The 14,028-nt window shown below is 70.0% G+C and carries 14 protein-coding genes; 7 read left to right on the top strand and 7 right to left on the bottom strand.

Annotation, left to right across the window (positions count from 1 at the left end):
- The first annotated feature begins 40 nt into the window (after positions 1-40).
- From ectA to OG371_RS11455, 5 genes are all read left to right on the top strand, one after another.
- Positions 41-544 carry a diaminobutyrate acetyltransferase gene (gene ectA / locus OG371_RS11475; RefSeq protein ID WP_329068352.1) on the top strand — a complete coding sequence of 168 codons (504 nt, stop codon included), beginning with the start codon at positions 41-43 and terminating at the stop codon, positions 542-544.
- A gap of 38 nt (positions 545-582) precedes the next feature.
- A complete protein-coding gene (ectB, locus tag OG371_RS11470; protein WP_329068350.1) occupies positions 583-1,836 on the top strand; it encodes a diaminobutyrate--2-oxoglutarate transaminase in 1,254 nt (417 codons plus the stop codon).
- Between the two features lie 31 nt (positions 1,837-1,867).
- A complete protein-coding gene (locus tag OG371_RS11465) occupies positions 1,868-2,263 on the top strand; it encodes an ectoine synthase (RefSeq protein ID WP_329068348.1) in 396 nt (131 codons plus the stop codon).
- A gap of 75 nt (positions 2,264-2,338) precedes the next feature.
- Positions 2,339-3,241, top strand: a complete 903-nt coding sequence (gene thpD, locus OG371_RS11460; protein ID WP_329068346.1) for an ectoine hydroxylase — start codon at positions 2,339-2,341, stop codon at positions 3,239-3,241.
- A gap of 513 nt (positions 3,242-3,754) precedes the next feature.
- Complete coding sequence (locus OG371_RS11455; protein WP_329068343.1) at positions 3,755-6,526, top strand: AfsR/SARP family transcriptional regulator; 2,772 nt, start codon at positions 3,755-3,757, stop codon at positions 6,524-6,526.
- Between the two features lie 59 nt (positions 6,527-6,585).
- Here the strand turns inward: OG371_RS11455 and OG371_RS11450 are convergent, their stop codons facing one another.
- Positions 6,586-7,158 (bottom strand): TetR/AcrR family transcriptional regulator, encoded by a 573-nt coding sequence (locus OG371_RS11450; protein WP_329068341.1) that lies wholly within the window; start codon positions 7,156-7,158, stop codon positions 6,586-6,588.
- Between the two features lie 115 nt (positions 7,159-7,273).
- Here OG371_RS11450 and OG371_RS11445 point away from each other — a divergent pair, with 115 nt between their 5' ends.
- Positions 7,274-8,188 (top strand): SDR family oxidoreductase, encoded by a 915-nt coding sequence (locus OG371_RS11445; protein ID WP_329068340.1) that lies wholly within the window; start codon positions 7,274-7,276, stop codon positions 8,186-8,188.
- 307 nt (positions 8,189-8,495) lie between these two features.
- On the opposite strand, the gene OG371_RS11440 is transcribed toward OG371_RS11445, so the two are convergent.
- The 6 genes from OG371_RS11440 to OG371_RS11415 form a co-directional block, all read right to left on the bottom strand.
- Positions 8,496-9,161, bottom strand: coding sequence for a DUF4190 domain-containing protein (locus OG371_RS11440; RefSeq protein WP_329068338.1), 666 nt, complete (start codon positions 9,159-9,161; stop codon positions 8,496-8,498).
- A 252-nt stretch (positions 9,162-9,413) separates the two neighbouring features.
- Entirely contained in the window at positions 9,414-10,298 is an 885-nt protein-coding gene (locus OG371_RS11435; RefSeq protein WP_328604759.1) for a hypothetical protein, read from the bottom strand.
- Entirely contained in the window at positions 10,295-10,774 is a 480-nt protein-coding gene (locus tag OG371_RS11430; RefSeq protein ID WP_091617251.1) for a DUF6932 family protein, read from the bottom strand. Before OG371_RS11430 ends, OG371_RS11435 begins: the two co-directional genes overlap by 4 nt.
- Positions 10,775-10,846: 72 nt before the next feature.
- The gene (locus OG371_RS11425) at positions 10,847-11,287 is read right to left on the bottom strand and encodes a LapA family protein (protein ID WP_329068333.1); all 441 of its coding nucleotides are present in this window, start codon (positions 11,285-11,287) and stop codon (positions 10,847-10,849) included.
- A 6-nt stretch (positions 11,288-11,293) separates the two neighbouring features.
- Positions 11,294-12,043, bottom strand: a complete 750-nt coding sequence (locus tag OG371_RS11420; protein WP_329068331.1) for an OmpA family protein — start codon at positions 12,041-12,043, stop codon at positions 11,294-11,296.
- A gap of 107 nt (positions 12,044-12,150) precedes the next feature.
- Complete coding sequence (locus OG371_RS11415) at positions 12,151-12,978, bottom strand: SGNH/GDSL hydrolase family protein (protein ID WP_329068329.1); 828 nt, start codon at positions 12,976-12,978, stop codon at positions 12,151-12,153.
- 276 nt (positions 12,979-13,254) lie between these two features.
- Between OG371_RS11415 and OG371_RS11410 the strand changes: the two genes are divergently transcribed.
- Entirely contained in the window at positions 13,255-13,923 is a 669-nt protein-coding gene (locus tag OG371_RS11410) for a DUF3159 domain-containing protein (protein ID WP_329068327.1), read from the top strand.
- Positions 13,924-14,028 lie beyond the last annotated feature (105 nt).

The raw sequence follows: 14,028 nt of genomic DNA, 5'->3' as shown, positions 1-14,028 counted from the left end.
TCGCTGGCGGCAAGAAAATTCTCTGTTACGTTTCCTTGGTATGTCCGGAAAGCACTTGATCGAATCCCCGACCAAGGCCGATGGCGCCGCCCTCTGGCGAATCGCACGCGATTCGCAGAAGCTCGATCTCAACTCGCCGTACGCGTACCTCGTCTGGTGCCGCGATTTCGCGCAGAGTTCGGTGGTCGCCCGCGTCGATGGCGAGGCGGTGGGATTTGTCATCGCCTACCGGAAGCCGGCGGAACCCGAGGCCGCACTCGTGTGGCAGGTGGCCGTCGACTCGTCTCAGCGCGGGAAGGGCCTGGCCGGGCAGCTGCTCGACCGGCTCTTCGAGCGTTTGGTGGACAACGGGGTCCGCTACCTGGAAACCACGATCACACCCGACAACGAGGCCTCCATCCGGCTGTTCGCTTCCTTTGCGAAGCGGTGGAACACGGACCTGGAGAGCAGCCGCTTGTTCGAGGCCGGAGATTTCCCGGAAGACGGTGAAGGCGGGCACGAGCCCGAGGACCTTTACCGCATCGGACCGCTGACCCGCCAATAATCCGTATTTTTCGGGGCGAGTAGGAGCAAGGAAACGTCATGAGCATCTTCGAAGAGCTCGAATCGGAAGTACGCAGTTACAGTCGCGGCTGGCCGGTGGTCTTCGACCGCGCCCAGGGAAGCTGGCTGTACGACGAGGACGGCAAGCCGTACCTCGACTTCTTCGCCGGCGCCGGCGCGCTGAACTACGGGCACAACAACCCGAAGCTCAAGGCCGCGCTGATCGACTACATCCAGCGCGACGGCGTCACGCACGCGCTGGACATGTTCACCGTGGCGAAGCGGGACTTCCTGGAGACCTTCAAGGAGAAGATCCTCGGTCCCCGGGCACTGGACTACAAGGTCGTCTTCCCCGGCCCCGGCGGCGCGAACGCCGTGGAGGCCGCGCTGAAGCTGGCCCGCAAGGTGACCGGCAAGGAGTCGGTCATCAACTTCACCAACGCGTTCCACGGCATGACCCTGGGCGCGCTTTCGGTGACCGGCAACTCGATGAAGCGCGGCGGCGCGGGGGTCCCGCTCGTGCACGCCACGCCGATGCCGTACGACCGCTACTTCGACGGCGCGATGCCGGACTTCATGTACTTCGAGAAGCTGCTCGAAGACTCCGGCAGCGGCCTGAACGAGCCCGCCGCGGTGATCGTCGAGGGGGTGCAGGGCGAGGGCGGCATCAACGCCGCGCGCCTCGACTGGCTGCGCGGGCTGTCCGAGCTGTGCGAGCGCCACGGCATCCTGCTGATCCTCGACGACGTGCAGATGGGCTGCGGCCGCACCGGCGCGTTCTTCAGCTTCGAGGACGCCGGGATCAAGCCGGACATGGTCTGCCTGTCGAAGTCCATCAGCGGCTACGGCATCCCGATGGCGCTGACGCTGATCAAGCCAGAGCTGGACGTCTGGGAGCCGGGCGAGCACAACGGCACCTTCCGCGGCATCAGCCCCGCGTTCGTCACCGCCACCGAGTCGCTGCGCACCTACTGGAGCGACGACGAGCTGGAGAAGTCGACCAAGGCCAAGGGTGAGCGCATTGCCGCCGCCTTCAAGGACATCGTCGAGGCGTACCCGGAGGCGGACCTGTTCGCCAAGGGCCGCGGCCTGGCCCGCGGCATCGAGTTCGCCGACGGCGACCTGGCCGGCGCGGTGTGCAAGGCCGCGTTCGAGCGCGGCCTGCTGATGGAGACCTCCGGCCCGAACGGCGAAGTGATGAAGTTGCTGCCGCCGCTGACCCTGACCGACGATGAGCTGACCCAGGGGCTGTCGATCATCGACGAGTCCATCGCCACGGTCCTGAACAAGTAACAAGCAGGACGGAACAAGATAGGAGCCGCCAGTGCTGGTCCGCACCCTCGACGAGGTCACCGACACCGACGCCGACATCAAGACCCCGAACTGGCGCAGCAAGCGCATCATCCTGGCCAAGGAGGGCGTGGGGTTCTCGGTGCACGAGACCACGCTCTACGCGGGCACCGTGAACGACTTCTGGTACGCCAACCACATCGAGGCCGTGTTCATCACCTCCGGTGAGGGCGAGATCGAGGACCTGGCGACCGGTGAGGTCTACCCGCTCAAGCCGGGCACCCTCTACCTCCTGAACGACCACGACAAGCACCAGGTCCGGCCGAAGACCGAGATCAAGTGCGTGTGCGTGTTCAACCCGCCGGTGACCGGCCGGGAGGTGCACGACGAGAACGGCGTGTACCCGCTGGTCACCGAAGACCCCGCCTGAGCCTTCCCGGGCGCGACTGCCGTCACCACCACCACTTCAGAGAGATAACGACAGAAGATCAGGAGGCGAGCCACTGTGACGCTGATGGACACCCGGGTCGAGGACGGCTACCCGACCCGGATCACCGGTACGCCGGAGCAGCTTCCGCGCGTACACCCCACGGTGTGGGGTACCGAGGCAGACGGCCCGATCGACGCCGCCACGCTGGCCCATCACGAGGTCACGGGCTACACCGTCGACGAAGGCCTGCTCTCGCCCGGTGAGGTCCAGACGTACTGGCAGGAGCTCGTGCGCCTCTCCTCCGACGAGGAGCTGCGCGACGACGAGCGGGTGATCACCGAGGCCAGGACCGGCGAGGTCCGGTCGGTCTTCGACGTGCACGTGCTGTCCGACCTGATCCGCGAGCTGGTCCACGACCCCCGGGTGCTGGACCGCGCGCGGCAGATCCTCGGGTCCGAGGTGTACATCCACCAGAGCCGGGTGAACTACATGCCCGGGTTCAAGGGCACGGGGTTCTACTGGCACTCGGACTTCGAGACGTGGCACGCGGAGGACGGCATGCCGTCGCCGCGCGCGGTCAGCTGCTCCATCGCGCTGACCGACAATTACCCGTACAACGGTGGTCTCATGGTCATGCCGGGCTCGCAGCGCACATTCGTGCAATGCGCGGGCGAGACGCCGGAGAACAACTACAAGGCTTCGCTGAAGGACCAGCGCGTCGGGGTGCCGGCCGAGGACGACATCATGAAGATGGCGGCCGAATACGGCATCGAGCAGTTCACCGGCGCGGCGGGTTCGGCACTCTGGTTCGACTCGAACATCATGCACGGCTCGTCGAACAACATCACGCCGTATCCGCGGTCGAACATCTTCCTGGTCTTCAACAGTGTCGAGAACGAGCTGCAGGAGCCGTTCGCGGCGAGCGCGCCCCGGCCGGCGTTCATCGCGGGCCGGGACAGCACGCCGCTCAAACGGTGATGCTTCTTACCACCGCGCCGCGGCGGGTCGGCAGTAGCCGGGGAAACGCGCCCTGTTACCGTCTTGCCACTCCGCAGCGGCCCTGGAAGGCCGCCGCGGAGCAGTTGTCCACGGCCGTCCGGGATTCAAGCTCGGGGTGAGCCCCCCGCCTGGCCGGGACAGCGCGAAGTCGGGTGGACCGCGCCCCCTGGCGGCCTGGCCGACGTCACCGAGTCCGGCCCCGCACCATCAGTTCGGGACTGATGGTGCGGGGCCGGATTCGTTTTTCCCGGACTTTTCCGGCGTTTCCGGATTACGGGTTCCTGCGCCGAATCCCGTCCCGCGTTACGACATTCGGGGTAATCCCCAAGTCGAGCTGCCGAACTTGGCGTACCGACGGTGAAACAGCGGCCAATCAGCGGTTGCCGGGCGGCGATCGTTCACTAAAGAGCTGTATCTGTCAGCTCGTGATCACGGTAGGTTGACGTTTTTGGCCGACAGGCGCCGGATCAGCCCGGGGAGGTGCGCGGGAGCATGGCCGAAAACGGAGCCGGCGCGCGCGTCGAGCTGCTCGGGCCGGTGCGCCTGCTGGACGGCGCCCAGGCCGTGGCCATCGGCGGTCCCGGGGTCCGGGGCCTGCTCGCGCTGCTGGCGCTGAAGGTCGGCAAGGTCGTGCCGCTGGAAGAGATCATCGACGCGCTGTGGGGCCACGACCCGCCGGCCACTGCGCGGACCATCGTGCACGGCAACGTCTCGCACCTGCGCCGCGTGCTGCGTGACATGCCGGACGGCCCGGTCGCGGAGATCCTCACCAGCCCGCCCGGGTACCGGCTCGCGATCGAGCCGGAGCGGATCGACGCGCAGCGAGCGCGGATGCTGCTGGATCGCGCCACGCTGGAGCCGCCGGAGCGGGCCTCGGCGCTGCTCGCGGAGGCGCTCGCGCTGTGGCAAGGGCCCGCGTTGTCCGGTGTGCCGGATTCCGTGCTGGCGCCCGAACTCGAGGACCTCCGCCTGGCCGTGCACGGCGCCCGGGTCGACGCCGACCTGGAGCTGAGCCGGCACAACGAGCTGATCGTCGAGCTGAGCCCGATCGTCCGCGCCGACCCGCTGGCCGAGCGCACCGCGGGCCAGCTCATGCGCGCGCTCTACCTCGCGGGCCGCCGCGGCGACGCGCTCGAGCTGTACCGCACCGTCTCCCGGGCCACCCTGCGCACGCTCGGCGTCGAGCCCGGCAGCGAGCTGCGCTGGCTGCACGAACGGGTGCTGAACGACGATCTGGGTGCGCCCAGCGTCGCCGCGCCGGGCCCGGCCGAGCCAGGGAAAGCGCCTTCACAGCTGCCCGCCGCACTGCCGGCGCTGGCCGGCCGCGACGAGGAGCTGGCCTGGCTCGACCGGCTGGCCGAGACCACCGAGAGCACCGTCGCCGTCGTCTCCGGGACGGCCGGGGTAGGCAAGAGCGCGCTGGTCGTGTGGTGGGCGCACCGCGTGGCGAAGCGCTTTCCGGACGGCGTGCTGTTCGCGTCGCTGCGCGGTTTCGACCCGCACGAAGCGCCGCTGGCACCCGCGGACCTGCTGACCCAGTTCCTGCTCGGCCTCGGCGTGGCGGCGAGTGAGGTGCCGGAGCAACTGCACGAACGCGTCGCGCTGTACCGGTCGCTGATCGCCGGACGGCGGATGCTCGTGCTGCTCGACGACGCGCGCACGGCCGAGCAGGTCCGCCCGCTGCTGCCGCCCAGCTCGCGGTCGATGACCGTGGTGACGAGCCGCTCGCGGCTGGAGGGCCTGGCCGTTTCGAACGCCGCGCGGCTGCGGGTGCTGGGCACGCTCGCGCCCGAGGACGCCGTGCGCGTGATCGAGGAGCTGGCCGGCCCAGGCGACTTCGACCTGAACCACGCGCTCGCCCGGCTCTGCGGTTACCTGCCGCTGGCGTTGCGGATCGCCGGCGCTCGGCTGTCGTCCAGTCCACAGTGGACCCGCAAGGACCTGGTCGACGAGCTGTTCAACGAGCGCACCCGCCTCGCCGCGCTCCAGGTGGACGGTGCGGACGACGGCGTGCGGGCGGCGTTCGACGTCTCGTTCCGCGGCCTGCCCCCGGACCTGGCCCGGCTGCTGCTGTGGCTCGGCGCCCTGCCGGGCGAGGCGGTGGGCCCGCACCTGATGGCCGCGGTGGCCGGGATCCCCGTCGCGCAGGCGCGGCGCGCGCTGCGGACGCTCGCGACGCACAACCTGCTCGCCGAGACCGCGCGCGACGTCTTCGTCCCGCACGATCTCGTCCGGCTGTACCTGTGGGAGCTGGCGCAGTCCGAATTGGACACTGAGGAGCACGCGGGCGTGCTGGCCAATGCCGTGCGCTACTACCAGGTCGCGTCGGACACGGCCCGGCGCCGGATGCTGCGGATCGTCGACTCGCTCGACTTCACCGGCGCGCTGCCGGCCGAGGCGCTGCCGCCGTTGCGGACCTACGACGAGGCGCAGGACTGGTTTGCCGCCGAGTGGCCGAACCTGCTGGCGGTGCTCGACGCCGCGTACACCGCCGCGCGGTACTCCGACGTCTGGCGGCTGGCGCGGGTCGCGCACACCTACCGCGTGGTGCACCCGCTGTTCGACGACTGGAACCGCCTGGTCGACCTCGGGCTGGCCGCCGCCGAGGCCGCGGGCGAGGTGCTCGGGCAGTGCTGGATGCTGATCTCCCGCTGTGCCATCGCGTTGACGTTCGAGCTGCCGCAGGGCTGCCTCGCCGACGCCGAGCGCGCCCTAGACCTGGCCGGCGGGCTGGGCGACAAGCGGCTGGTGACGTCGGCGAACATCCACCTCGGCAGCGCGCTTTCCCTGCTGTCGCACCATGATGAGGCCATCGAGCGGCTGCGCGAGGCGGTCGCGGAGACCGAGCGGACCGGCGACCTCGAGCTGCGCGGGCAGGCGCTGGCGAACTGCGCCGAGACGGAGAAGCGGGCCGGCCGCGTCCAGGACGCGATCACCCACCAGCTGGGCTCGCTGGAGATCGACCGCGAGCTGGGCGACGACAGTTATGCCGTGGTGTCGTTGAACAATCTCGCCGAACTGCACCTGCGCGCCGGTGATCGGGAGGCGGCCGAGCGCTACACGCGCGAAGGCGTCGAGCTGGCGACGGCGCGTCAACTCGAACTGCAGGAAGGCGTCCTGCGCGTCACGCTCGCGCGGATCCTGCGGGCCGGGGGCGATGTGGACGCGGCGCGGGAGCAGTACGCGCTCGCTTTGGGGCTGTACGAGTGGACGAACCCGGGCCGGGTCTCGGACCTGCGGGCGGAGGCCGCCGAGCTGGACTAGGCCTCGTGAGTGCCTATGACGGTTCTAACCGGCATGAACACTCACGAGGGCCTAGGGGTTCAGCCGAGTTCGGCGGCGGTGGCGCGCAGCTCGTCGACGGCCTGCTGGGCGAGTTTCGCGTAGTCCTGCTTGGCGTCCGGCTCGACCCAGCGGGTGAAGGCGATGTGCAGGGCGAGGCCGCCGAATTCGGCGGCGAGGTTCGCGACGGGTTCCGAGTCGCCGCGTTCGCGGAGGGCTTCGGCCATGGCCGTGGTCAGCACGGTGCTCTTGAGCAGCTCCCGTTCCCGCAGCTCGAGGTTGTCCACGATGATCGCCTGGCGCTCCCGGGCCAGCGGGCGCCGCTCGTCGTCGAAGACCGGGTCGAGGGCCATCAGCGCGGCGGTGATCGCTTCGAGCGGGGTCGCGGACGCGGGTGCGCCGGCGATCGTGTCGGCGATCAACCGGGTGAGCTGCTCCTGGCCGCTGAACAGCAGCTCCCGCTTGTCGGCGAAGTGCCGGAAGAAGCTCCGCTTGGTCAGGCCCGCGCGCTCGGCGATCTCCGCGACGGTGGTGCCGTCGTAACCGCGCTCGCGGAACAGCTCGAGCGCGGCCAGCTCCAGTCGCTCACGTGCGTTCGGTTCCCATCGGCCCATGTCCTCATTCTAGGTGATGGCACCCGGTGTCGTCCGGTGTTATAGTCATGGCACCAGGTGTCATCATCTGGCTGGGCCGCTCCACCGGCGGCCCGGTTTCCCAGGAGGAGTTCTCATGCGGGTTTTCATCACCGGCTCGTCCGGTCACGTCGGCTCGGCCGTGGTCGCCGAACTCGTCTCGGCCGGGCACGAGGTCGTGGGCCTGGCGCGGTCGGACGCGTCTGCGGCCAAGGTCAAGGCGCTCGGCGCCGAGGTGCGCCGCGGCGACCTGGACGACCTCGAAGGCTTGCGCGAAGCCGCTTCGGCGGCCGACGGCGTCGTCCACCTCGCCTTCAAACACGAAGCCATGATGAGCGGCGACTACGAGACCGCGATCAAAGACGACCTGACCGTGGTGCAGGTCTTGGGCGAAGCACTGGCCGGCACCGGAAAGCCGTTGGTGACCACATCGGGCACGGCCATGCTCGCCGCTGCCGGGCTGGGGCGGGCCATCACGGAGGAGGACACGCTCGAGTCGGGGCCGAGGATCGAGTCGGAGAACACCGTGATCGGGCTGGCTGAGCGCGGCGTCCGGTCCTCGATCGTCCGGCTCCCGCCGACCGTGCACGGCCCGCTGGACCACCACGGCTTCGTCAAGATGCTGGTCGAAACCGCCCGCGCGAAGGGCATTTCCGGCTACCTCGGCGACGGCGCCAACCGCTGGCCCGCCGTCCAGACCACGGACGCCGCCCGGCTTTACCGGCTGGCGCTGGAATCGGCCCCGGCCGGCTCGCGGCTGCACGCGGTGGACGACGAGGGCGTCCCGCTGCGGCAGATCGCCGAGGTCATCGGACGTCGTCTCGGCGTGCCCGTCGCCCCCATCGCCGACGAGACCGCGCCGGAGCACTTCGGCTTCCTCGCCGCGGTGGTCGGGGCCGACAACCCCACGTCCAGTGCCCGCACCCGGAAGCTGCTGGACTGGACGCCGGAATTGCCCGGCCTGCTCGCCGACCTCGAGCTCGACCACTACTTCGCCGTGGCCGCGGTTTAGCCCCGAGGCACGGTCTGCGCAAGAGGTGGTTGAATCAGTTTCACGTGTGTTTGCGCAGGTGGTCCATACCCTGGCTGGGCATCCTTAGTGGTTTCTTAGCGTGATCGGAACGGGCCCGCGTAGGGTCCGTCCGGTGCCGGCGGAGCCCTAGGGGAGGGGCAGACAGAGAAGCCGGCACCGCGGCCCCGCGACCGTCCGCGGCCGGGGCCGGAAGAGCCGCCAGGAGCGGTTCGGTGGCGGTTGGCCGGCCGAAATGGGGGTAGGCCGGCCGGCCGCCAGGCCGCGGGTGTTCGTCTCGGACAGGGTTTCAGCCCACGTTGGCCGTGCACAGCGCGATGGTCGTGCCGCTGTTCTCCGCGACGGTTTTCCCGTCGACCACGATGGCGCAGCTGATCTGGTTGCTGACGCCCGCGTTCGAGCTGTCGGCGGTGAGGGACAGGATCGGCGCGCCACCGTTGTAGGAGGCCTTGCCGTGCCACTGGTCGGTGCTCGGGGGAGCCTCGTCGGTGCGCTGGTCGTTCAGCGTGCCGTAGCGGACGGTCGCGCCGCCCGCCGAAGTGACCACGTAGTCGACCGAATGCCTGTCGCCGGAGACCGGCGGCAGGTGCAGCTCGCTCGCGCCGACCGCGCCGAAGGCCGACGGGAACAGCAGCATCACGCCGGACAGCAGGGCCGCGGCCACCGACACCAGCAGGCCGAGCACGGCGAGACCGCGGCCCCGCACGACGTCGCGGCCGGCCAGCACCAGGCCGACGATCGAGAGGATCAGTCCGACACCGGCCAGCGGCCACACGAGGTAGCTGTAGTCCGGCATGAAGGCCACAAGAATCGCCGCGAGACCGCACACCAGCGCGATCACGGCGTAGAAGTTCAGCTTGGGTCTGGCCGGCGCGCGGCGCTGCGTGACGGAGACGGGCGCGGGCGGGCGGCCGTGGCGTGCGGGGGCAGGCGGGTACCGGGGGTCGGACGTCATGCGTGGGGCCCTTCGGGTTGAAGTGCGACGACGTTAACCCAAAAGTGTGGCGGTAGACGAAATCGTTACATACTGGAAAACGTCAGCATTTCACCGCTTTGGCCGGACTCCGGTCATTTACTGGCGCCGCGAGCCCGCGATGACCTGCTGGAACCTGTCCGAAAAGGATATTCCGCCATGATCAAAATAGGGTGCACGCAGGGCAGGCGAAATCCCCGCGGAATTCACGGTGGTGAATGGCGGCGGGGCCAATCAATGATCGAAGAGGTTCACTTCCGGCGTGATCTCCAGCAGCTCGTGCACGGGGCGCCCGCGCCGGCCGTCGATGGTGGTCGTGCGGACCACGCGCAGCCGCGCCGTCACCGGGCGGTCGAGGTTCTCCTTGATCTGGTCCAGCAGGTCCGGCGCCACCGCGCCCTGGATCGTCCCGCCGGACTCGCGCTCCAGGTAGAAGATCCGCCGCCGCGTGCGGACGCCGTCGAGCCGTCCGCTCACCGTCTCGTAGCCGACGGCCTCGCGTGATTCACGCAGGCTGCCTTGCAGTACCCGCGCCTGTTCCGTGGTCATGCTGCGCGTCAGCTGCTCGCCCGCCGTCGGCGTGAGCGCCATGCCGATGCCCGCGTGTTTGCTGACCGCGTTGACCACGTCGCTCACCGCGTTGCGGACCGTGTCGCGCTGCAGCAGCACGGCGTCGAGCGCGCCATCGTCGGAGCCGTTCGCCGGGAGGAAGTCGCACAGCTCCTTGACCGCGCGCTCGGACAGCGTCTCGATCCCGTCGTGGATCAACGCGTCGTCGAGCGCCGGCTCGGGGAAGCCGAAGAAGATCGCGTTGCCCGCCTGGCCGCGCTGGATCAGCGGCGCCTTGTCCCGGTCGGCCTGCTGGACGAAGGTGACCTCATTGGACGGATTGCGGATGATGTGGCCGATCTTCGCCGTCGCGTCCTGCAATGCGCGGCTGATGTCGGAAAAGGTGTACGCGTCTATGTGCGTCTCGCCGATCACCGAGACGTGCAGCAGCGGCGAGCGCGAGGTCCGCTCGAACTTCGCGTTGGCCGCCATCGCGGACGCACGCGCCAGGTCGTCGAGCCAGGTGCCGCCGGGGACCTCGTCGGCGATGCGGCGGAACTCGTTCCTCACCAGACCATCTCCGGGAACCCCTTGCCGCCGTCGGCCCACACGGCCTCCCACACGTCCTCGTCGCCCGGGCGGCACAGGAAGCCGTCGAGCATGCCGCCGACCGGCTGCACCTGGTCGAGGTACATCGCGGGCTGCCCGACGATGATGCCGCGCAGGGTGAGCAGGCCGTACAACGCGGTGCGCCCGTGGTCGTCGAGCCGCTTGAGCGCGCCCCACTCGTCCGGGATCAGCACCACGTCGAGGCCCTGCGGCGGGTGCGGCGTCGTCCGCGTCACGAACGCGCCGCTGACCCACGCGCGCCCGGACGAGATCACCCGACGGGCGACACCGAGGTAGCTGTTGAGCGCGCTGAACAGGATCTCGCGCTCGTTCTGGTACGGCGCGTCGAAGACCAGCCGCTCGTAGACATCGGCCAGGTCCGCGGGGTGACGGCCCGGCGGCAGCAGGTTCTGCGGCGTCCAGTGCGGGAGCGCCATCGGACCTCCTGACCTCGTCCGGGGCTCGCCGGCTCCCGCTCACAGTGCGTAGCCGAACTTACCAGGTGGGTGTCAGCCACCGCGCCCAGGCTGCCGTGGTGAGGGCTGGTCCGTCCGCAGCCACTCGCCGGTCGTCTCGGCGTCGGTCTCCGCCGCGGCGGGCCAGCCGAGATCACCCGACAGCCGCGCTTCGGGCTCCGGTAGCCGGCCCTCGGCGTGGTCCTCCGGCTCGTAGGGCTCGTCCGGGTCGACCTCGGGGTAGTCGTTGTAAACGCGCTCGGGCTGCGGGTGGTCCTCGTGCTCGTAACGGCCGACCGGGATGTACTGCGTCCGCTCGGCCTCCAGCGGCGCCGGCACGTCGAGCGGTTCCTCATCCGCCTCGTCGTACTCGTCGAATTCGTGCTCCGCCAACGGTTTCGGCCGCGTCGCGCGCATCAGCAGCCACATCACCGCGGCCCCGAGCAGGAACGCGACGAGCAACCAGAGCCAGATCTGCCCGAAGAGCCAGAGCATCCGCCGTCACCTCTCTTCGACTGTGATCTCGACGCGCCGGTCGCTGTCGCCGGAGCCGCCGGCGCCCGGCGCGGTCACGCTGGTGCCGTGGGCGAGGAGCCGGTCCGCCGGGACGCCCTCGTCCGTGAGCAGCCGCACGACGGTCCGCGCGCGGCTCTGGGCGAGCCGGAGCGCGGCGGCTCGCCCGCCCGGGCCGTCGGCGACGTGCCCGGTGATGCGGTAGCGAAGGTTGTCCGGCGCGGCCGAAAGCAGCTTCGCGATTCCGCGCGCGGCCTGCTGACCGTCGTCGGTGAGCTGCGCGCTGTCCGGCTTGAACGTCACGGGGGTGCTGGCCAGCTGCTTGTCCAGCTCGTCCTGCACACCGGCGCGGTCCGTCGGCGGCGCGGACGGTGTGGTCGGCGGCGTGGACGGGCTCGGCGGCGGGGCGGTGGTGGACGGCGCGCTGCTCGGCGACGGCGCGGGCGTGGACGGTGTGCCGCCGCCGGAAACCTGCGCCGACTGGACCCCGTCCACTCCCTGGACGATGCCGAGCGCGCGGCCGGCCTGCTCCGCGGGGAAGCCGGACAACGTCGCTTCGCGGCCGGAGAACGTCACGTCACCGCCGGTGATCCCGGCCGCGGTGAGCGCGGAGCGTGACCGCTCGCCCAGGCCGGACTCGATGCCGGACCCGCTCACCCACGTCGCCAGCCCCGCGAGCAGGGCCGTCACGACCACCGCGAGGGGGATCAGGCGGAGCCAGCCGCGTGCACCGGACATAAAGGGACCATAGGCCGGTGGACGCACCTTGGCGACCTGGTCGTGGCCGCCGTTCGGGTGGCTCCGCTTCAAGCCGAGGTGCTGGGGCGGGAGCAGGGAACGCAGCGTCAGGACGCGGCGGCGTTGTCGCGGAAGTTGTGGACCTCGATTTCCAGCGCGGCGGCCTCCGCTTGCACCAGCGGCGACAGCTGCGGCCGCTTCGGTGACAGTCCGTCACCCATGGACTCGCCCTTGAGCTGGCGGCGGATCCACGGCAGCAGGTGCATCTTGGTCCAGGTGAGGTCGGACCGGCGGGAGGTGATCCAGGTGGCCGGCTCGGTGCTCGCCGGGTACGGCACGCGCCAGTCCTCGTCCACGGGCACGCCCAGCACCTCGGCGGTGTGCAGCGCGATGCGGCGGTGCGCATCGGGCGTGAAGTGCAGCCGGTCGTCGCTCCAGGCACGGCGGTCGTGCAGCGGCTCCATCGCCCACAGGTCGACCATCTTCGCGCCGTGGCGCTCCGCGATCGCCCACAGGTGCGCGTTGTAGATGCCGACCTTGCCGCGGAGCACGCTCATCACGGACAGGGACTTGGTGTCGGGGCCGTTGAAGATGACCACCGGGATGCCGGCCGCGCGCAGCCTCGCCACGCCGGCTTCGAGGCGGGCGGCCACGGCGTCGACGTCCGCGCCCGGCACGATGATGTCGTTGCCGCCGGCGCACAGGGTGACCAGGTCGGGCTTCAGCTCCAGCGCGATCGGCAGCTGCTCGTCGATGATCTCGTCGAGCATCTTGCCGCGCAGGGCCAGGTTGGCGTACTGGAAACCCGGCTCACCTCCGGAGAGGACATCCGCGAGCCGATCCGCCCAGCCCCTGAAGGAGCCGTCCGGCAGTCCGTCGTTGAGGCCTTCGGTGAAGCTGTCACCGATAGCCACGTAACTGTCGATTCCGTACACGCTGGGTTCCCCTTCCCGTCATGCCGCGCCTGCCCCCGACATGTAGTTGTACACCCCAACTAACAGTCGGACGTCCCCGTATCCTTCCCGGAAGCCACCCCTGATTCAGCTGGAAGTCACAGTCTCTTCCTTTGTCGGTCCGATTCGCCCCCGTATTACGCGAACTTCACCACTCGGTAGCCCGGTGAACTGCTCGCACGGGGCTGAATCGGACACCTGATGTGGTGAAGGTCTCCCGGCCGGGAGGCTCCGGCCGAGATCCGGCAGGCTGTGAATGTGACCGACGAGACGACGCCAGCGCGTGAATCGCTCACGCAGATCCTGGGCGGCCGGCGCGGGGCGATCGACGCGAGCATCCCGCCGGCCGCCTTCGTGGTCGGCTGGCTCGCTTCCGGGCGTTCGATCGCGTGGGGCGCCGGCGTCGCGATCGGCGTCGCGGTGCTGCTGGGCGGCTATCGCGTGGTGCGCGGCGGCAAGGCGCGCGCGGTGGTGGTGAGCCTCACCGCGGTGGTGATCGCCGCGCTGATCGCGCTGCACACCGGGCGCGCGGAGGACTTCTTCCTGCTTCAGCTGCTGTCCAACGCGGCGAGCGCGCTGCTCTTCGCGGCCAGCATCGTGGTGCGCTGGCCGTTGCTCGGCGTGATCGTCGGACTGCTGGTCGGCCAGAAGACCCGCTGGCGCCGTGACCCTGCGCTGCTGCGCGCCTACTCGTGGGCGAGCTGGGTGTGGGTGCTGCAGTACCTGCTGCGCGTGGTGGTCTACGGCCTGCTGTGGTGGGCCGGGCAGGTGGTCGTGCTCGGCATCGCGCGCACCGTGCTCTCCTGGCCGCTGGTGGCGGCGACGGTCGCGGTGAGCGGCTGGGTGCTGTACAAGTCCCTGCCGCCGGAGCATCCGGGCCTGCGAGTGGCCCAGGAATCCGGGGCGGACGACCGGCCCGGGACATAAGGCGGCCCCCGGCGAGGGGGGAGGGTCCGGGGGCCGGTGCCTACGGTACCCGGATCACCGGGCCTGAGTCGACGCTTTCGGCTCTTTGAACGAATTTTCGGTCGT

It is taken from the genome of Amycolatopsis sp. NBC_01480, from assembly GCF_036227205.1.
GTDB lineage: Bacteria > Actinomycetota > Actinomycetes > Mycobacteriales > Pseudonocardiaceae > Amycolatopsis.
The sequence above is the reverse complement of the archived record's forward strand: the minus strand, read 5'-3'. Positions and strand labels throughout refer to the sequence as shown.